At 71.3% G+C, this 17,866-nt stretch carries 16 protein-coding genes and 1 pseudogene; 13 read left to right on the forward strand and 4 right to left on the reverse strand.

What is annotated here, in order from left to right; translation table 11 throughout:
- Positions 1 to 27: 27 nt before the first annotated feature.
- Entirely contained in the window at positions 28 to 2,448 is a 2,421-nt protein-coding gene (locus EU555_RS19445; RefSeq protein WP_135416884.1) for an EAL domain-containing protein, read from the reverse strand.
- A gap of 312 nt (positions 2,449 to 2,760) precedes the next feature.
- Here EU555_RS19445 and EU555_RS19450 point away from each other — a divergent pair, with 312 nt between their 5' ends.
- From EU555_RS19450 to EU555_RS19460, 3 genes and pseudogenes are all read left to right on the forward strand, one after another.
- A complete protein-coding gene (locus tag EU555_RS19450; protein WP_135416885.1) occupies positions 2,761 to 3,972 on the forward strand; it encodes an ABC transporter substrate-binding protein in 1,212 nt (403 codons plus the stop codon).
- A 133-nt stretch (positions 3,973 to 4,105) separates the two neighbouring features.
- Positions 4,106 to 5,014, forward strand: a complete 909-nt coding sequence (locus tag EU555_RS19455; protein ID WP_135416886.1) for an aldo/keto reductase — start codon at positions 4,106 to 4,108, stop codon at positions 5,012 to 5,014.
- Positions 5,004 to 5,715, forward strand: a pseudogene (locus tag EU555_RS19460) (NADPH-dependent F420 reductase). The gene EU555_RS19455 and the pseudogene EU555_RS19460 overlap by 11 nt, the downstream one beginning before the upstream one ends.
- Before the next feature lie 24 nt (positions 5,716 to 5,739).
- Here the strand turns inward: EU555_RS19460 and EU555_RS19465 are convergent.
- On the reverse strand, positions 5,740 to 6,729 hold the full coding sequence (locus EU555_RS19465) for a Bug family tripartite tricarboxylate transporter substrate binding protein (protein ID WP_245524387.1): 990 nt from the start codon (positions 6,727 to 6,729) through the stop codon (positions 5,740 to 5,742).
- Positions 6,730 to 6,913: 184 nt separating this feature from the next.
- On the opposite strand from EU555_RS19465, the gene EU555_RS19470 reads away from it, so the two are divergent.
- The 6 genes from EU555_RS19470 to EU555_RS19495 all read left to right on the forward strand — a co-directional run bounded on the left by EU555_RS19470 (position 6,914) and on the right by EU555_RS19495 (position 11,783).
- On the forward strand, positions 6,914 to 7,570 hold the full coding sequence (locus tag EU555_RS19470) for a tripartite tricarboxylate transporter TctB family protein (protein ID WP_135416888.1): 657 nt from the start codon (positions 6,914 to 6,916) through the stop codon (positions 7,568 to 7,570).
- Positions 7,570 to 9,114 (forward strand): tripartite tricarboxylate transporter permease, encoded by a 1,545-nt coding sequence (locus tag EU555_RS19475; RefSeq protein ID WP_135416889.1) that lies wholly within the window; start codon positions 7,570 to 7,572, stop codon positions 9,112 to 9,114. The genes EU555_RS19470 and EU555_RS19475 overlap by 1 nt, the downstream gene beginning before the upstream one ends.
- 106 nt (positions 9,115 to 9,220) lie before the next feature.
- Positions 9,221 to 10,564 carry an NTP/NDP exchange transporter gene (locus EU555_RS19480; RefSeq protein WP_135416890.1) on the forward strand — a complete coding sequence of 448 codons (1,344 nt, stop codon included), beginning with the start codon at positions 9,221 to 9,223 and terminating at the stop codon, positions 10,562 to 10,564.
- A complete protein-coding gene (locus EU555_RS19485) occupies positions 10,557 to 11,210 on the forward strand; it encodes a class II aldolase/adducin family protein (protein WP_135416891.1) in 654 nt (217 codons plus the stop codon). The genes EU555_RS19480 and EU555_RS19485 overlap by 8 nt, the downstream gene beginning before the upstream one ends.
- A 40-nt stretch (positions 11,211 to 11,250) precedes the next feature.
- Complete coding sequence (locus tag EU555_RS19490) at positions 11,251 to 11,502, forward strand: DUF4926 domain-containing protein (RefSeq protein WP_135416892.1); 252 nt, start codon at positions 11,251 to 11,253, stop codon at positions 11,500 to 11,502.
- On the forward strand, positions 11,499 to 11,783 hold the full coding sequence (locus tag EU555_RS19495) for a DUF6883 domain-containing protein (RefSeq protein ID WP_135416893.1): 285 nt from the start codon (positions 11,499 to 11,501) through the stop codon (positions 11,781 to 11,783). Before EU555_RS19490 ends, EU555_RS19495 begins: the two co-directional genes overlap by 4 nt.
- Before the next feature lie 92 nt (positions 11,784 to 11,875).
- Here the strand turns inward: EU555_RS19495 and EU555_RS19500 are convergent, their stop codons facing one another.
- Entirely contained in the window at positions 11,876 to 12,859 is a 984-nt protein-coding gene (locus EU555_RS19500; RefSeq protein WP_135416894.1) for an MBL fold metallo-hydrolase, read from the reverse strand.
- A 326-nt stretch (positions 12,860 to 13,185) separates the two neighbouring features.
- On the opposite strand from EU555_RS19500, the gene hydA reads away from it, so the two are divergent.
- From hydA to EU555_RS19515, 3 genes are all read left to right on the forward strand, one after another.
- A complete protein-coding gene (hydA, locus tag EU555_RS19505) occupies positions 13,186 to 14,685 on the forward strand; it encodes a dihydropyrimidinase (protein ID WP_135416895.1) in 1,500 nt (499 codons plus the stop codon).
- A gap of 323 nt (positions 14,686 to 15,008) precedes the next feature.
- Positions 15,009 to 15,281, forward strand: coding sequence for a hypothetical protein (locus EU555_RS19510; RefSeq protein ID WP_135416896.1), 273 nt, complete (start codon positions 15,009 to 15,011; stop codon positions 15,279 to 15,281).
- 57 nt (positions 15,282 to 15,338) lie between these two features.
- Positions 15,339 to 15,743, forward strand: a complete 405-nt coding sequence (locus tag EU555_RS19515; RefSeq protein WP_135416897.1) for a carboxymuconolactone decarboxylase family protein — start codon at positions 15,339 to 15,341, stop codon at positions 15,741 to 15,743.
- Positions 15,744 to 15,829: 86 nt separating this feature from the next.
- On the opposite strand, the gene EU555_RS19520 is transcribed toward EU555_RS19515, so the two are convergent.
- Positions 15,830 to 17,185 carry an NAD(P)H-dependent oxidoreductase gene (locus EU555_RS19520; RefSeq protein ID WP_135416898.1) on the reverse strand — a complete coding sequence of 452 codons (1,356 nt, stop codon included), beginning with the start codon at positions 17,183 to 17,185 and terminating at the stop codon, positions 15,830 to 15,832.
- 117 nt (positions 17,186 to 17,302) lie between these two features.
- Between EU555_RS19520 and EU555_RS19525 the strand changes: the two genes are divergently transcribed.
- Positions 17,303 to 17,743 carry a bleomycin resistance protein gene (locus tag EU555_RS19525; protein WP_135416899.1) on the forward strand — a complete coding sequence of 147 codons (441 nt, stop codon included), beginning with the start codon at positions 17,303 to 17,305 and terminating at the stop codon, positions 17,741 to 17,743.
- Positions 17,744 to 17,866: the final 123 nt, after the last annotated feature.

Raw genomic sequence — 17,866 nt, forward strand, 5'->3', positions numbered from 1 at the left:
ATCGGACGCGCGCAGGGAGCGGGCCGGTCAGGTCCTGACCTGCTGCCACTCCGCCCGCGTCCCGTCCAGCGGCACCGGCCGCCCGAACAGGTAGCCTTGCGCCTCCGTGCAGCCATCCCGCAGGATGGCGGCGAGCTGGGCCTCGGTCTCGACGCCCTCGGCGGTGATCGTCGCACCGAGCTGCGCCGCGATGCCGACCACCGCGCGCACGATCGCGGCGGTGTCGGGATCATCGATGTCGGCGATGAAGGAGCGGTCGATCTTGATCGCGTCGAAGGGGAAGCGGCGCAGGTAGCTCAGGGACGAGTAGCCGGTGCCGAAATCGTCGAGCGCGATCCGCACGCCGAGGCGGCGCAGCGCCAGCAGCAGGTCGGCGGCGTCCGCGTGGACCAACAGGCTCTCGGTGATCTCGATCTCGAGCCGGTCCGGCCTCAGGCCGGATTCCAGCAGGGCCGCCTGCACGGCGGCGATCAGCGGCCCGTGCCGCACCTGGGCGGCCGAGACGTTCACGGCGACGCGGGTCCCGTCGGCCCAGCCGGCCGCGTCGCGGCAGGCCCGGCGCAGGATCCAGGCGCCGAGACGGTCGATCAGGCCGGTCTCCTCCGCGAGCGGGATGAAGGCCGCCGGCGGCACCAGGCCGCGGGTCGGGTGCCGCCAGCGCACCAGGGCCTCGCGACAGACGACCCGGCGCTCCGCCGCCGTGACGATCGGCTGGTAGTGCAGCACGAACTCGCCGCGCTCCAGGCCGAGGCGCAGGTCGAGCTCGAGGCCGTGCTGCTCGGCCGCCGCCGCCTCCATCGCCGGATCGTAGAGCCGGAAGGTGCTGCGCCCCGCGGCTTTGGCGCTGTAGAGCGCCCGGTCGGCCCGGGCCATCAGGGTGTCGGCGTCGGCGCCGTGGCGCGGGGCCAGCACGACCCCGATGCTGGCGCCGAGATGCATCGGCCGGCCCGCGACCGTGACCGGCGCCTGGACGACCTCGACCAGGCGCGCGGCCGCCTGCGACGCCGCCAGCGGATCGGCGTCGCCGAGCAGGACCGCGAACTCGTCGCCGCCGAGCCGCGCGATCGTGTCCTCGGGGGCCAGGGCTGCCTGCATGCGCCGGGCGACCTCGCACAGCAGGGTGTCGCCGGCGGCGTGGCCGAGGGTGTCGTTGACCACCTTGAACCGGTCGAGGTCGAGCCACAGGATCGCGCAGGCCTCGCGGGCTTCGAGGAGCGCGTCGAGGCGTTCGCGGAACAGGGTGCGGTTCGGCAGGTCGGTGAGGGCGTCGTGGCGCGCCATGTGGGCGATCCGCCGCTCGGCCTCGCGCCGGGCGGTGATGTCCTCGACCTGGAGCAGCGTCGCGACCGGATCGGGCGGCAGGTGCAGGCGCACCGCCGAGACCCGGGCCCACATCGTGCTGCCGTCCTCGCGCGCGAAACGCATCTCGCACACCGCCGGCCCCGGGTCCTCGCCGGCCCGGGAGAGCACCGCGTCGAGGAGCCCGGCATCCTCGGGCAGCCCGAGGGCCGCGAGCGGCCGTCCGACGAGGCAGGCGGCCGCGCCGTCGCCGAGGGCGTGGCGGAAGGCGCGGTTCGCCTCGACCAGGATTCCGGCCGCGTCGACCACCAGCATCCCGGCCGGCGCGTGCTCGATGATCCCCCGGCAATGCGTCGCGCTGCGGCGTGCCTCCGCCTCGGCGGCCCGCAGCGCCGCCTGCTCCCGCTTCAGGGCGGTGATGTCGAAGTGGACGCCGGTGCGCACGCCGCCCTCGCGGACGTGCTCGATCACCCGGATCCAGCGCTCGCCCGGCAGCGGCACCTCGAACGGCGCCCCGGTGAATTGCAGGGACTCGCGCAGATGGGTCAGGAGCTGGGCGGGAGGCTGGACCGGCGCGTCGCCCTGGGCCTCGTGCCAGGCCCGGACCACCACCGTCTCCAGGGTCATGCCGACGGCTTCGGCCGGGGACAGGCCGTAGAGCTGGCCGAACTGCCGGTTGGCCGAGACGATGCGCCCGTCCGCGTTCGCCACCGCGATCCCGTCCGGCCTGCCGCTGCTGGCATCCCCCCGGGCGGCGCTGCCGCCCGGGGGCTCCGCCTCTCGGGTGATCCGGCGCCACAGGCGCACCCGGCCGAGCCCCGGGATCGTCTGGGCCGCGACCCGCAGCCAGCTGCCGCGATGCTCGAACTCGTACGGCCGGGTCAGGGCCTGGTGGCGGGCGATCGCCCTCGCGACGTATTCCTCGACGTAGCGCACCTCGTCGGAGGTCAGGCGGGTGCGGTAGAATCGCAGCAGGTTCTCGCGGTAATGCTCGCCGACATGGACGAAGCCGTCATGCTCGGGGAAGAAATACAGGAACGTCTGGTTCCAGCCGAGCGTGCGATCCTCGGCATCGAAGACGCACAGGCCGATATCGAGGCCGTCGAGCAGGTCGGCGAAGAGGCCGAGGCTCGGCGCGGGCTTCAGCATTCTGACGACCCCTTTGCTCCCCCTGGAGGATGACTCCAGGTCCGGCGACCGGAAGCCCAGGGCGTCGAAGCAACGACGAGCCGTCTCCGCTGCCCGTCGACGCCGAAGCTCCCTTGAGCGATTTTACGTCAAGATTTCGTCTTCCGCGCCCGTCCTGCCCACCGGGACGGCAAAAAATCGTGTTTCTTAGGCAAAGCACAGGTTCGGCGGCGGAGGATCTTGCCTCGCGGGCGCGGATCGGCTGTGAAGGCGGATGTGACGACAGGGGCGACCTCGCGCGAGGACGACGCGGGCGCCGGGAGGAGCCGACCGATGAACCGTTTCACCACCGGCCTGTGCGGGGCCGTTCTCGCGCTCGCGGCGCTGACGGGTCCCGCCGCCGCGCAGATCTCCGACGACGTGGTGCGGATCGGCGTGCTCACCGACCTCTCGGGGCCCTATGCCGACAGCGGCGGGCGCGGCTCGGTGGCCGCCGCCGAGATGGCGGCGAAGGATTACGGCGGCAAGGTGCAGGGGAAACCGGTCGAGATCGTCTCGGCCGACCACCAGAACAAGCCGGACGTCGCCTCCGCCATCGCCCGGCGCTGGTACGACGTCGACAAGGTCGACGCCGTCGTCGACCTGCCGGTGACGGCGATCGCGCTCGCCGTCCAGGCGGTCGCCAAGGAGAAGAACCGCACGGTGATGATCACCGCGGCGGCGACCTCCGACCTCACCGCCAAGACCTGCTCCCCGGTCAGCTCGCACTGGACCGACGACACCCACGCCCTCACCGCCGGCACGGCACGCGCGGTGTTCGAGCGCGGCGGCAAGTCCTGGTACTTCATCACCGTCGACCACGCCTTCGGGCACGCGCTGCAGAAGGAGGCGACCACGGTCGTCGAGTCGCTCGGCGGCAAGGTGGTGGGCACCTCGCGCCACCCGATCAACACCGCCGACTACTCGTCCTTCCTGCTCCAGGCCCAGAGCTCGGGGGCGGACGTGGTCGCCTTCGCGAGCGTCGGCGACGACTTCACCAAGGCGGTCAAGCAGGCCGACGAGTTCGGCCTGACGGGCGGGCGCCAGACGCTCACGGGCTTCCTCGTCTACGTCACCGACATCAAGGGCCTCGGCCTGCCGGTGGCGCACGGCCTGACCTTCTCGGAGGCCTTCTACTGGGACCAGAACGACGCCGCCCGCGCCTTCGCCAAGCGGTTCCAGGAGCGCACCGGCGCGATGCCGACGAAGAACCAGGCGCTGATCTACGCCGCCGTCACCCACTACCTGAAGGCGGTCGACAAGGCCGGCACCGACGAGGCGGTGGCCGCCAACGCCGCCATGCGGGCGATGCCGGTGGCGTTCTTCGACCACCCCGCGACCTTGAGGGCCGACGGGCGGCTCCTCTACGACCCCGTGCTCTACCGGGCGAAGGAGGCCTCCGCGAGCAAGGGCCCGTGGGATCTCTACGAGGTGCTGCGCACCATCCCGAAAGGAGAGGCCTTCCTGCCGATGAACCCGGCCTGCGCCCCGAACGGACGCGGGTGAGGGCGTCTCGGGAGCGCGAGCCCTCCCGCGAGCGGAGCCCGTCCTCAAGCGCTTGTGTGCGGGCGCGGCGTGGGCGGGCGCCCCACCACGCCCTAAACTTGCGCCGGCGATCGACGAGCCGAAGGGATCCCGCATGATGCTCCACCGCCGCGCCGTGCTGGCCGGCTCTCTGGCCGCGGGCCTGATGTCAGGCCGCTCCTCCGCGCAAGGCGACGGCCTGATCCGCCGCCCGATCCCGGCGACCGGCGAGACGGTGCCGGTCGTCGGCATCGGCACCTCGCGGCGCTACGACGTGGCGCCGGACTCCGAAGGCCTGGCGCCGTTGCGCGAGACGGTGGCGACGTTCGTGTCCTTGGGCGGCACGGTGGTCGACACCGCGCCGGATTACGGCCGGGCCGAGGAGGTGCTGGGCCGGATCCTCAAGGAGACGGGACTTCGCGACAAGATCTTCCTGTGCAGCAAGGTGGCGGCCAAGGGACGCGAGGCGGGGCAGGCGCAGATCGAGCAGTCGTTCCGCCGCCTCGGCACCGACCGGATCGACCTGATCGCGGTCCACAACCTGATCGACCCGGAGGCTCAGCTGCCGCTCCTGCGGGAGCTCAAGGAACATAAGCGCATCCGCTACCTCGGCGCCACCACCTGGGCCGAGAAGCAATACGGCGACCTCGAAGCCCTGATGAAGGCGGAAAAGCTCGACGTGATCCAGGTCAACTACGCGGTCGATGCCCGCCAGGCCGCCGAGCGCATCCTGCCGCTGGCGAAGGATCGCGGCATCGCCGTGATGGTCAACGTGCCGTTCGGGCGCGAGCGCTTGTTCAACCTGGTGCGCGGCCGCGAGCTGCCGCCTTGGGCCGCCGAGTTCGACTGCCGGAGCTGGCCGCAATTCTTCCTCAAATACGTCCTGTCGCACGAGGCGGTGACCTGTCCGGTGCCGGGCACCGCGCAGGTGCGCTACGTCGAGGACAATCTCGGCGCGGCCCGCGGGCGGCTTCCCGACGCCGCCGCCCGCCGCAAGATGGAGGAGTTCATCGATGGCCTGTGATCGTCGCACGCTGTTGCGCGCCGGGGTTGTTGCCCTGGCCTTCGCCGCCGGCCCCGCCTTCGCGCAGGATGCCAAGATCCCGGTCGCGGTGATCGGCGCCGGCAATATCGGCGGCACCATCGGGGGGCTGTGGGTCAAGGCCGGCCACCCGGTGATGTTCGCCTCGCGCCATCCGGAGCAACTCGCGCCCCTGGTCGAGAAGCTGGGGCCGCTCGCCAAGGCCCACGGTCGAGCAGGCTTTGGCCTTCGCCGACGCAGTGCTGATCGCGGTGCCCTACCGGGCCTATCCGGAGCTCGGCCAGGCCTATGGCGGGCTCCTGAAGGGCAAGATCGTGCTCGACGCCGGCAACGCCACCAAGGCGCGCGACGGGGACCTGGCGGCGGAGGCCGAGAGCGCCGGCATCGGCGCCACCTCGGCCAAGTACCTGCCGGGCGCGCGGCTGGTGCGGGCCTTCAACGCCGCGAGCTACCGGCTCTTCGCCCAGAACGCCCATCGCAGCGGGCCCGCGATGGCGATACCGATCGCCGGTGACGACAAGCAGGCTCTCGACGTGGCGGCGGCCCTGGTGCGCGATGCCGGCTTCGAGCCGGTGGTGGTCGGCGGCCTCGACGCCGCGCGACAGTTCCAGATGGGCGCCTCGAATTACGGCCGCGACGCCACCGCGCCCGAGGCCCGCAAGGCCTTCGGGCTGACGCAATGACCGCCACGCCCGCGACGGGGTGGATCAATCCAGCTTGGCGCCCGAGAACTCGACCACCTTCTTCCACTTCTCGGTCTCGTCGACGATCACCTTACCGAACTCCTCGGGCGTGAGGCGCAAGGGCGTGCCGCCGAGATTGGCGAGCTTCCTGCCCGTCTCGGGGTCGGACAGGACGTCGTTGATCTCCCGGTTCAGGCGCGCGATCAGCTCGGGCGGGGTGCGCCGGGGCGCCCCGACCCCGAACCACGCGCTCGCCTCGTAGCCCGGCACGGTCTCGGCGACGGTCGGCACGTCGGGCAGCGCCAGGGAGCGCTCGGCCGTGGTGACGGCGAGCGCCCGCAGGCCGCCCGAGCGGACGTGCTCGATCGAGGAGGGCAGGTTGTCGAACAGCACGTGCGCCTGCCCCGACAGCATGTCGACCAGCGCCGGGCCCGCCCCGCGATAGGGCACGTGCACCATGTCGACGCCGGTCATCTTCTTGAACAGCTCGCCCGACATGTGCACCGAGGTGCCGAGGCCCGAGGAGGCCATGTTGACCTTGCCGGGATTGGCCTTGGCATAGGCGATGAACTCCGCGACCGTCTTCACCGGCAGGCCCGGCGTCACCTCCATGATGTTGGGCGAGCGCGTGATGCCCGCCACCGGGGCGATGTCCCGCACGAAGTCGAAGTTCAGCTTCTTGTAGAGCGTCGTGTTGATGCCGTTGGCCGGGTTGACGAGCAGGATCGTGTAGCCGTCCGGATCGGCCTTCACCACGGCGTCGGTGCCGATGTTGTTGCCGGCCCCGGGCCGGTTCTCGATATAGACCTGCTGGCCGAGGCGGCGGCTCAGCGGCTCGGCGATGAGGCGGGCGAGCACGTCGGTGGTGCCGCCCGGCGGGTAGCCGACCACCCAGCGGATCGGCCGCGCCGGGTAGCCCTGCTGGGCGCGCAGAGCCCGGCTGCCCAAGGGGGCACCCAGGGGCGCGAGCGCGGCGGCGCCGAGCAGCGAACGGCGTGACAGACCGGACGTCATCCCAATCCCCTCCCTTAGGCCGGCCATCCTGTCCGTGGCCGGTTGCCGATGCCGCAATCTAGGCAGAAACATCCAGACATGGCGAGATGGAAGGCGGACCCGCTTGATCGTCCGCGGAGCCATCGTGCACAACTCGGCCAAGGCGGGATCCGACAATCGGCCCGGCAGCCAGGGGGGATCCGCCATGCCGGCCGGTTCCGATCGTCATGCGCGCGGGCCGGTCCGCGGTCCGCGCAGCCTCGTGGGCGGCCTGCTCCTCGTCGGGCTGGCCGCACTCGCGCTCACCCTCACCCGCGACCTCGGCCAGGGCACCCTGCGCAGCATGGGCCCCGGCATGGTGCCGCGCGCGCTCGCGATCGGCCTCGGCCTGTGCGGCCTCGTCCTCGTGGGCATCGGCCTCGTGCGGCGCGGCCACCCGCTCGACCGGCTCCCCTTGCGCGGCCCCGTGGTGATCCTGCTGGCGATCACCGCCTTCGCGCTCACGATCCGGCCGTTTCCCCTCGGCGACGTCGCCACCCCGGGGCTCGGCCTTCTCGGGGCCGGGCCGCTCACCGTGGTGGTCGGCGGCTTCGCCTCGCCGGAGGCGCGGCTGCGGGAGAACCTCGCCCTCGGTCTCGGCCTCACCGCCTTCGCCATGCTGCTGTTCGGCGACCTCCTCAACCTGCCGATCCCGATGTTCCCGGAGGCCTGGGCGGCCCTGTTCCCGGCCGGCTGGTCGCAGGACGGGCGCGTGCGCGTCACCGCGGGGCTGCTCGCCGGGCTCGCGGCCGCGCTGCTGCTCGCCGGGCCGCGCCGGGAGGCCGCCCGCGCCGACGTCGCCGGCCGCTCCGGGGGCGCCTGATGGGCGACCTTCTCGGCAATCTCGCGCTCGGCTTCGGCACCGTCCTGCAGGTCGTGCCCGTGGAGGTGCCGGGCCTCGGCCCGGTGCCGCTGCCGATGAACGTCGTTCTGTGCTTCGTCGGCTGCCTCGTCGGCACCCTGATCGGGGTCCTGCCCGGGGTCGGGCCGGTCGCGACGATCGCGATGCTCCTGCCGATCACCTTCAAGTTCGATCCGACCGGCGCGCTCATCATGCTGGCGGGCATCTATTACGGGGCTCAGTACGGCGGCTCGACCACGGCGATCCTCGTCAACATCCCGGGCGAGGCGACCTCGGTGGTCACCACGCTCGACGGCCACCAAATGGCCCGCCAGGGCCGCGCCGGGGTGGCGCTCGGGATCGCGGCGATCGGCTCCTTCGTGGCGGGCTGCGCCGCCACCGTGCTGATCGCGGCGCTCGGCGCGCCGCTCACCCGCCTCGCCCTGGTGTTCGGGCCGGCCGAATACTTCTCGCTCATGGTCATGGGGCTCGTCTTCGCGGTGGTGCTGGCCCGCGGCTCGATCCTCAAGGCCGTGGCGATGATCCTGCTCGGGATCCTGCTCTCGACGGTGGGAGCCGACCTCGAGACGGGTCAGGAGCGCATGACCTTCGGGCTGCCGTTCCTCTCCGACGGGATCGATTTCGCGGTTCTGGCGATGGGACTGTTCGGCATCGCCGAGATCCTGCGCAACCTCGACCAGACCGAGAGCCGGGACGTGGTCCGGCAGGCGATCGGGCGGCTCCTGCCGGGCCGCGACGACCTGCGCCAGTCCAGCCTGCCGATCCTGCGCGGCACGGCGATCGGCGCTGTGCTCGGCATCCTGCCGGGCAACGGCGCGGTGCTCGGCCCCTTCGCCTCCTACACCCTCGAGAAGCGCATCGCGCGCGATCCCTCCCGCTTCGGCAACGGTGCCATCGAGGGCGTGGCGGGGCCGGAGAGCGCCAACAATGCCGGGGCGCAGACCTCGTTCATCCCGCTCCTCACCCTCGGCATCCCGCCCAACGCCGTGATGGCGCTGATGGTGGGCGCCATGACGATCCACGGCATCGTGCCCGGGCCGCAGGTGATGACCAAGAATGCCGGCCTGTTCTGGGGCATGATCGCCTCGATGTGGGTCGGCAACGTCATGCTGCTCATCATCAACCTTCCGCTGATCGGGCTCTGGGTGCGGCTCCTGAAGGTGCCCTACCGGCTGATGTTCCCGGCGATCCTGCTGCTCTGCTGCGTCGGCATCTACTCGATCAATTCGCTGCCGACCGACATCCTGTTCATCGGCCTGTTCGGCGTGGTGGGCTACGGGCTGATCCGGCTCGACTTCGAGCCCGCCCCGCTGCTCCTCGGCTTCGTGCTCGGCCGGCTGATGGAGGAGAACCTGCGCCGGGCGCTCCTCCTGTCGCGCGGGGAGATGAGCACCTTCCTCGAGCGGCCGATCTCGGCGGGCCTGCTGCTGGTGGCCGTGGCGATGCTCGTCGTCGCCCTGCTGCCGTCGATCCGCCGCGGGCGCGACGAGGTCTTCGTCGAGTAGCGGTCGCGGGACGGTGAACGGCTGAGGCGGCTGGCGCGTCTTGCGGGCGAGGCGCGCCTCGGCCAAGCACGTCGCACGGCCCGGTTGCGGGCGCGAGGAGTGGCGGATGAGCGAGAGCGAGGCGATTCCGGCCCCGCGGGGCGCCGGGCTGAAGGCGCCGGCCTGGCTGCGGCGCCTGACCGACGTGCGGCCCGAGGAGGTGCCGGCCCTCGGCTGGGCCTGGCTCTACATCTTCGCGCTGCTCTCGTCCTACTACGTGATGCGGCCGATCCGCGACCAGATGGGTCTGGCCGGCGGGCTCGAGAACCTGCCCTGGCTGTTCACCGCCACGCTGGTCGGCATCCTGGCGCTCAACGTGCCGTTCGGCTGGCTGGTGCGCCGGCTGCCGCGATCCCGCTTCATCCCGCTCACCTACCGCTTCTTCGCCGCCAACATCCTGGTCTTCGCGCTCGTCCTCTCCCTCAGCGGGCCCGAGGAGGCGGTGTGGATCGGCCGGGTGTTCTTCGTCTGGCTGTCGATCTTCAACCTGTTCGTGGTGTCGATCTTCTGGGCCACCATCGTCGACGTGTTCGACACCGAGCAGGGCAAGCGGCTGTTCGGCTTCATCGCGGCGGGCGCGACGCTCGGGGCCATCACCGGCTCGGCCTTCACCGCCGTGCTGGCGCGGGACGTGGCCACGCCCTTCCTGCTGCTGGCGGCGGCCGTGCTCCTGGAGGTCGCGGTCTTCAGCATGCGCGGGCTGGCGCGGATCTCCGACACCCTGTCGCGCGAGCCCGGCGAGGCGACGCAGGCGATCGGCGGCAGCCCGTTTGCCGGCATCAGCCGGGCGCTCAGCTCGCCCTACCTGCTCGGCATCAGCCTGTTCCTGCTCCTGTTCTCGATCACCTCGACCTTCCTCTACTTCGAGCAGGCCGGCATCGCGAAGCGCAGCTTTCCCGACCGCGGCTCGCAGACCGCGTTCTTCGCCAGCGTGGATCTCGCGGTGAACGTGCTGACGCTGGGCGTCCAGCTCTTCCTCACCGGGCGGATCGTGAGGCGGCTCGGCGTCGGGCTCACCCTGGCGATCCTGCCGCTCGTCAGCGCGCTCGGCTTCGGGCTGCTCGCGGTCGCCCCCACCATCGCCAGCGTGGTGGTGTTCGGCGTGCTGCGCCGGGCCGGCAACTTCGCCATCGCCCGGCCGGTGCGCGAGGTGCTGTTCACCGTGCTGCCGCGGGAGGACCGCTACAAGGCCAAGGCCTTCATCGACACGGTGGTGTACCGCCTCGGCGACCAGGTCGGCGCCTGGTCCTACGGCCTCGTGGCCTGGCTGGGCCTGAGCGCCACCGCCCTGTCGGTGCTGGCGGTGCCGCTCTCGCTCGCCTGGCTGTTCAACGGGATCTGGCTCGGGCGTCGCCAGGAGGCGATGGCACGCGAGCGGGGCGACGCGCCGGCGGAGGCGGGCCATGGCTGAGACCGAAGCGGACCTGCGGCGGGCGATCGTCGAGACCTGCCGCAGCATGGCGGCGCAGGGCCTGAACCAGGGCACCTCCGGCAACGTCTCGGCGCGGTTCGGCGAGGGCCTGCTCATCACCCCCTCGGGGCTCCCCTACGAGGAGATGACGCCGGACGACATCGTGCCGATGGGCATGGACGGGCGGGCCGACCACGCCCTCGCCCCCTCCTCCGAGTGGCGCTTCCACCGCGACATCCTGCGGGCCCGCCCCGACGTGTCGGCGATCGTCCACGCCCACCCGACCTTCTGCACCGCCTTCGCGATGTGCCGGAAGGACATCCCGGCGGCGCACTACATGATCGCGGCGGCCGGCGGGCCCACCGTGCGCTGCGGCGGCTACGCGCTGTTCGGCACCGAGGAGCTGTCGCAGCTTGCCCTGGACGCGCTCCAGGACCGCACCTGCTGCCTGCTCGCCAATCACGGCATGATCGCCACCGGGCCGACGCTCGCCAAGGCCCTGTGGCTCGCCGTCGAGCTCGAGACCCTGTGCCGGCAATACGCCGTGGCGCTCCAGGTCGGCCGGCCGCACATCCTGAGCGAGGCGGAGGTGGGCGAGGCGATGGAGCGGTTCAAGTCGTACGGGCCGCGGCCGAAGGCGGGGTGAGGCGTTGCCCGTCCTCCGCGCCGAGCGTCTTCCGTCGGACATGAGCCACAGGTCCACGACCTTCGTGCTGACGCCCGATACGCCATTGGCGATCCGGGAACTGGATGCGGCGCGGCTTCTGGTACCGGTCCCGGATGACGAGGGCCGCGAAGTGCCCGCCGGGTCGGTCGGCACGGTGGTCGGGGTATGGAACCAGGGCGAAGCCTACGAGGTGGAGTTCGTGACACCCTTCGCGGCTTTGGCCATAGTTGCGGCCGGGCATCTTGCTCAGGCGACGGACAGGACGCCGTGACCGACGGGCCGCCGCCCGGCACGACGTTCAGGCTCGATAGCGCGAAGATCACCGAGTATCTGCTGAGACGCAATCATCCGGCCGGAAAATCCAAGGCCGGATTCTTCCTGCGCTTCGGCTTCTCGCCGGCAGATCCCGCGGCTCAGGCCGAAGCACTGCTCCTTCATCCTTCGCCCAACCGTCTGACGCGATCGACACCCTCCGTCCACGGCATGAAGCACATCTACGAGGGATCGATCCAGGCCCCGGATGGCCGGGCTCCTTCCATCCGCACGATTTGAATCGTCGACCGCACGGGCGTCGCGAGCTTCGTCACCGCTTATCCGCTCACGGGATGAGCCGGCGCCCCGATCGCGCCGGCTCGGGTGCTGACCTACAGCTCCATCTTCATCGCCTGCGGATAGTACCGGAACCCGCCCTGCCCGTTCTCCGCGACGTGGCCGATGCCCGGCCAGGCGAAGTGGTAGGCGAGCACCGGGATCCGGTTCTTCGCCAGCATGGTGAGCATCCTGAGCCGCGTCTGGGCCGACTGCTTCGGGTCGGTGTCGTAGGCGAACTCGGTCAGCGGCTTCTCCATCAGCAGCACCGGGTGGTGCGTCAGGTCGCCGAGGTAGCAGAGGCTCTCCTTGCCCGAGGTGATCATGAACATCGTGTGGCCGACGCTGTGGCCAGGCGCCGCCAGGGCCTGGATGCCGGGCAGGACCTCCTGGCCGTCCTTGACGAAGACCAGCCGGTCGCGGATCGGCAGCAGGTTCTTGCGGGCGGTGTCGAGGAAGGCGCTGAACGAGGCCGGCACCTTGCCGGGATCGGTCCAGTAGTCGAAATCGGCCTGCGAGATGTAGTACTGGGCGTTGGGGAAGTGCGGCGTGCCGTCGTCGCCGACGCAGCCGCCGCAATGGTCGACATGGGCGTGGCTCATCACCACGGCGTCGATGTCCTTCGGGTCGATGCCGGCCTGGCGCATCGTGGTCAGGAGCTTGCCGGTGGTGGGGCCGAACAGCTTGAGCGAGCCCATGCCGGTGTCGAACAGCACCAGCTTGCTGCCGGTGTTGAGGATCAGGATGTTCTGCTCCAGCACCGCGTTCGTGAGCGGCAGGAAATTCGAGGTCAGCTGCGCGTCCATCTCGGCCGGGGTCAGGCCGAGGAAGTTGGCGTGGGGGTCGCCGAGCGGCAGGGTGCCGTCGGAGACCATCGTGGCCTCGGCGTCGCCGAGGGTGAAGCGGTAGAAGTAGGGGCTCTGGCTGCGCAGCATCGGCGCCTTGGCCTGCGCCGTCCCCGGCAGCCCAGCCGTCACCGCGGCCGCCGCCGCGCCGAGCATCAGGCCGCGCCGGCTCGGGGCATCCAACCGAATCGTCATCGAGGGTTCCTCCACGCTGTCCCGAGGGCGCCGTTGTCGCGCGCTGAGCCGGCGGGATCTCCGCCGGCTCAGCGCGGCCGGAACCTCTGCGGTGACCTCGTTGTCCGTCGGCCCCGAAGCATTGTCAAACCGGTTTCTCCCGCCGGTCGTTCATCGCCATCTCCTTGCGTCAGGTGCCGCCCGCGCGGGCAGGGCTTGCCGGTTGCCCGCCCAAATTGCCGGCCGCGTGCCCATCCCGCCGGCACCGGGGCCGATCGCGGTCCATCCCGGAATTGACAGCGTTTCGAGGCGCTTCCTACACCCTCGGGCGACCCGGAGGAGCCGCGATGCAGAGCCATGACTTCGACTACGACCTGGTGGTGCGCGGGGGGACGCTCGCCGGCCCGGCCGAGGTGTTCGAGGCCGATCTCGGCCTGCGCGACGGCGTGATCGCGGCGGTCGGCCGGGGCCTGCGCCGCGGCCGCGAGGAGATCGACGCCAAGGGCCTGATCGTCACGCCGGGCGGCCTCGACCCGCATTGCCACATCGAGGAGCCATCCGAGGGCGGCGGCGTGCAGGAGGAGAGCTTTGCCAGCGGCTCGGCCGCGGCGCTCGCCGGCGGCACCACCTCGCTCATCTGCTTCGTGCCGCAGTGGAAGGGTCATCCGATCGCCGCCACCGCGACCGGATACGAGGCGAGCGCCCGGGCCTCCCGCGCCGATTACAGCTTCCACCAGATCATCACCGACCCGACGCCGGACGTGCTGGAGCGGGAGGTGCCGGCCTTGGTCGCCCGCGGCATCCGCAGCCTCAAGGTCTTCCTCACCTACGATCCCCTGCGCCTCACCGACGGCCAGTTCCTCGAGGTGCTGGCCACCGCCCGGCGGCTCGGCGCCTTCGTGACGGTGCATTGCGAGAACTACGACGCCATCGGCTGGCGCATCCGGGCGCTGCTCGAGGCCGGCCTCACCGACCCGCTCCAGCACGCCTGGGCCCGCCCGCCGGTGGTCGAGCGCGAGGCGACGCACCGCGCCATCGCGCTCGCCGAGCTCGTCGACCAGCCGATCCAGGTCTTCCACGTCTCCTGCGACGAGGCGGCAGAAGAAATCGCCCGGGCCCGGGCGCGCGGCCTGAAGGTCTGGGGCGAGACCTGCCCGCAATACCTGACGCTCTCGACCGACGATCTGGCGAAGCCCGATTTCGAGGGTGCCAAGGTGGTGTGCTCGCCGGCTCTGCGGGCGCCGGGCGAGTCGGAGCGGATCTGGGCCCGCATCCGCGAGGGCACCCTCGACGTGGTCTCCTCCGACCATTGCGGCTTCTCCTTCGCCACCGCCAAGCGCGATCCCGGCTCGAGCGGCTACGGCCAGGGCGGCGCCAAGGCGCGGCCCGACGGGATGCCGGCCTTCAACGCGATCCCGAACGGCGTGCCGGGGATCGAGACCCGGCTGCCGGTGCTCTTCTCCGAGGGCGTCTCGGCCGGGCGCATCGACCTGCCGACCTTCGTGCGCCTGACCTCGACCAACGCCGCGCGCCTCTTCGGCCTCGCCGGCCGGAAGGGCACGCTGGCGCCGGGCGCCGATGCCGACCTGGTGCTGTGGAACCCGGAGGCCGAGCGGGTCCTGACCAATGCCGACCTGCACCACGCCATCGATTACACGCCCTGGGAGGGGATGCGCCTCAAGGGCCTGCCCGTCATGACGATCCGGCGCGGCGAGGTCGCGGTGCGCGAGGGCCAGGTGCTGGCCGCGCCCGGCTCCGGCCGATTCCTGGCCCGCGGGCCCTACGCCCTCGCCACGCCCTCGGGCCGGGTGCCGGACGGCTTCGACGCCGCGGCCCGGCGGGGCTGAGGACTTCGCGGGCGGCGCGAGCCCGCGCGGACCGGCCGGTCGCCCAGCGGCGGCCGGCTCGGCACGGATCGCGCCGGAGACCAACGCCCGGCACATCGTTCATCGTCGTCTCGTGTGCGGCCGCACGCGCAAGTCGGCACCCTGTCAAACCTCCGCGTGCTCCTTCGCACGGGACACTTCATCTCGGATTGCATTGCAATTGACCGATTTTCTCGACCGTTCATAATTCTCATGTGAATGGCGAGCAGCGGATGACGGCGATCCCGCCGGATATCGCAAGATGTCGACGTCCGAATGCTGATCTCGCATCGTGGGGAACGATCATGAGGACGTCGCTCATCCGTACCGGTCTGCTGACCGTCGTGACGCTCTGCGGTGCGACCGCGGCGCTTGCCGAGGCCACCAGCGCGCAGCGCGCGGCCTGCACGCCCGACGTCTGGCGCCTCTGCGCCAGCGAGATCCCGAACATCCCGGGGATCACCGCCTGCCTGCGGCGCGAGAAGCCGAAGCTGAGCCCCGCCTGCCGCCAGGTGATGAACGAGGCCGACCGCGAGGCCGCCACCCGCCCGGTCGCGAGCAACGAGCGCCGCTCCTGACCTCGACTCGCGCCGCCGCGTCCCGGATCATGCGCGCCCGACAGAAGGAGGGCGCCGATGGCGACCGTGAGGCTCTGGACCGATGCGGAGGCGGATGCCGATCCCCGCGTCAAGGTGGTGTTCGACGACATCCGGGCGGTGCGCCGCTCCGACTTCATCAACAATTTCTGGCGCGCGCTCGCCAACCAGCCGGCGGTGCTGGAGCGGACCTGGGCCGACCTGAAGCAGGTGATGGCCGCCGACGGCGCCCTCGATCCGCTGACCAAGGAACTGATCTACATCGCGGTCTCGACCGCCAACGGCTGCAGCTACTGCATCCACTCCCACACCGCCGCGGCGCGAGCAAAGGGCATGACCGAGGCGCAGCACGGGGAGTTGCTGGCAGTGATCGGGATGGCGAACCAGACCAACGCGCTCGTCACCGGGATGCAGGTGCCGGTGGATTCGGAGTTTCAAGTTTAGCTGCGGCAAACCCTCCCCCCTCTGCGGGGGAGGGTTCGGGCGCGTCCCTCAGCAATGGAGATGGATGGCGAGAGTCGGCCATCGCCTCACCGCGCCCCCACCTCCCCCCGAAACACCGCCTCCATCTCCCGCCGGAACCGGATCGCCGGGTCGTCGGCCGAGAACGAGACGTCGTCCCACGAGACCGGCCGGCCGGCGGCGACCGGGCGGGTGAGGGTGAGGCCGTGGGCGAGCCCGATCGGCAGGCCGCCGGCCTGAAGCGAGTCGTGCGCCGGCATCAGCCGGCCGTAGACCGTGTAGCCGCCCTCCCCGTCCAGGCGCTCGCCGGCCTTCAGGTCGCGCTTGGCCGTCGCCACCACGTCGCCGGAAAAACCCCGCGTGGCGCCGGTGGGTTCGCCGCGCACCGCGATGCTGGCGACCGAGAGGCCGAGCTCGAGCCCGATCAGGTGATAGGGCTTGTACATCGCGCTGTAGCGCCCGCTCGCGTCGGTCTTCAGCCCGTACTCCGCGAAGCACTTGCGGACGTAGTCGGAGGGCGCCTCGAAGGTGGCGTAGACGCCCCAGCGCAGGTCGCGAAAGACCGGGCGGCCGTCGCGCTCCAGCGACGAGACCACCTCGACGGTGCCGTCCACCGGCAGGATGCCGCCGGCGGAGGCGGGCTTGAGGAGATTCGGCAGGTCGTCGACGCCGCAAGCCGGGAAGGCGAGGCCGGCGGGCGGCGGGGTCAGGTCGCAGGCATTGGCCACCGCCGCCATCTCCAAGGCCGACTTGGTGCCGTCGAGGAAGGAGTTGAACATCTGCGGGTTGAAGTCGCCGCCGGCGACCTGCTCCTCCGAGAAGCCGTAATGGCCCCAGACCGTGTCGGGGGTCGAGGCGTGGTAGACCGGCAGGTACTTCGTGCCCTTGCCGGCGCAGACCACCCGGAACCCGGCCGTGCGGGCCCAGTCGACGATCTCGGCGATGAGCGCCGGCTGGTCGCCATAGGCGAAGGAGTAGACGATGCCGGCCTCCTGCGCCCGGCGGGCAATGAGCGGGCCGGCGAGGGCGTCGGCCTCGACATTGACCATCACGATGTGGCGCCGGTGGCGGCAGCAGGCGAGGGCGTGGCGGATGCCAGCGCCCGGATGACCCGTCGCCTCGACGATCACCTCGATCCCGTCGGCGGCGATCAGGCCCTCCGCGTCGTCGGTGAGGAAGGTCGTGCCCTGGCGCATCGCCTCGGCGACGCTCTTGGCCTCGGACCGTTCCGCCGGCCAGCCGACCCGGGCAAGCGCGGCGCGGGCCCGCTGCGGGTCGAGGTCGGCGATGCCGACGACGTGCAGCCCCGGCGTGCGCGGCGCCTGCGACAGGAACATCGAGCCGAACTTGCCGGCCCCGATCACCCCGATCCGCACCGGATGGCCGGCCTCGGCCCGCGCGGCGAGCTTGTGGTACAGGCTCATGTCCCCTCCCCGGGGCGGCGCTCGCCGCCTCACGAATCCTCGGCGCTCGTTTTCGGGCGCCGTTGCGTGAACCGTCGGGGATCGGCAGCGTGAGGTCAACCGAGATAGGGACGACGCATGACGATCACGCTCACGCGCGCGACGCTGGTCCCGGAACTCGTGGTCGCGGACCTCGCCGCGAGCCTGGATTTCTGGGTCGGCCTGATCGGCTTCCGGATCGCCTACGACCGGCCGGAGGACGGCTTCGCCTATCTCGACCTCGACGGGGCACAGATCATGCTGGACGAGTACAATCCCGCCGGCCGGCACTGGCTGACCGGCCCGATGGACCCGCCGCTCGGCCGCGGCGTCAACCTTCAGGTCGAGGTCGCGGCGGTGGAGCCGATCTTAGGCCGGCTGGAGCAGACGGGCTGGCCGTTGTTCATGGCCGTCGAGGATGCCTGGTACCGGGCCGGCACCATCGAGGTCGGGCAGCGCCAGTTCCTGGTGCAGGATCCGGACGGCTACCTGCTGCGTCTCGGGGCGAAGCTGGGCGAGCGGCCGGTGGCCGCGAGGTAGACGCACGGAACTCTTGGTGGAGCTCTGTCACATTATCGAGCTGAAGCCGCCAACACCCTCCTAGGCTTTCTCAGAGCCTGTTTGACTGCCGACAAGGATATCATACAGAATTGATCCATCCCA

This window comes from Methylobacterium nonmethylotrophicum (assembly GCF_004745635.1).
Taxonomy (GTDB): domain Bacteria; phylum Pseudomonadota; class Alphaproteobacteria; order Rhizobiales; family Beijerinckiaceae; genus Methylobacterium; species Methylobacterium nonmethylotrophicum.

Coding starts and splice junctions, on each gene's coding strand:
- EU555_RS19445 (WP_135416884.1), bottom strand. CDS start 2,448: ATGCTGAAGCCCGCGCCGAGCCTCGGCCTCTTCGCCGACCTGCTCGAC.
- EU555_RS19450 (WP_135416885.1), top strand. CDS start 2,761: ATGAACCGTTTCACCACCGGCCTGTGCGGGGCCGTTCTCGCGCTCGCG.
- EU555_RS19455 (WP_135416886.1), top strand. CDS start 4,106: ATGATGCTCCACCGCCGCGCCGTGCTGGCCGGCTCTCTGGCCGCGGGC.
- EU555_RS19465 (WP_245524387.1), bottom strand. CDS start 6,729: ATGACGTCCGGTCTGTCACGCCGTTCGCTGCTCGGCGCCGCCGCGCTC.
- EU555_RS19470 (WP_135416888.1), top strand. CDS start 6,914: ATGCCGGCCGGTTCCGATCGTCATGCGCGCGGGCCGGTCCGCGGTCCG.
- EU555_RS19475 (WP_135416889.1), top strand. CDS start 7,570: ATGGGCGACCTTCTCGGCAATCTCGCGCTCGGCTTCGGCACCGTCCTG.
- EU555_RS19480 (WP_135416890.1), top strand. CDS start 9,221: ATGAGCGAGAGCGAGGCGATTCCGGCCCCGCGGGGCGCCGGGCTGAAG.
- EU555_RS19485 (WP_135416891.1), top strand. CDS start 10,557: ATGGCTGAGACCGAAGCGGACCTGCGGCGGGCGATCGTCGAGACCTGC.
- EU555_RS19490 (WP_135416892.1), top strand. CDS start 11,251: ATGAGCCACAGGTCCACGACCTTCGTGCTGACGCCCGATACGCCATTG.
- EU555_RS19500 (WP_135416894.1), bottom strand. CDS start 12,859: ATGACGATTCGGTTGGATGCCCCGAGCCGGCGCGGCCTGATGCTCGGC.
- hydA (WP_135416895.1), top strand. CDS start 13,186: ATGCAGAGCCATGACTTCGACTACGACCTGGTGGTGCGCGGGGGGACG.
- EU555_RS19510 (WP_135416896.1), top strand. CDS start 15,009: ATGAGGACGTCGCTCATCCGTACCGGTCTGCTGACCGTCGTGACGCTC.
- EU555_RS19515 (WP_135416897.1), top strand. CDS start 15,339: ATGGCGACCGTGAGGCTCTGGACCGATGCGGAGGCGGATGCCGATCCC.
- EU555_RS19520 (WP_135416898.1), bottom strand. CDS start 17,185: ATGAGCCTGTACCACAAGCTCGCCGCGCGGGCCGAGGCCGGCCATCCG.
- EU555_RS19525 (WP_135416899.1), top strand. CDS start 17,303: ATGACGATCACGCTCACGCGCGCGACGCTGGTCCCGGAACTCGTGGTC.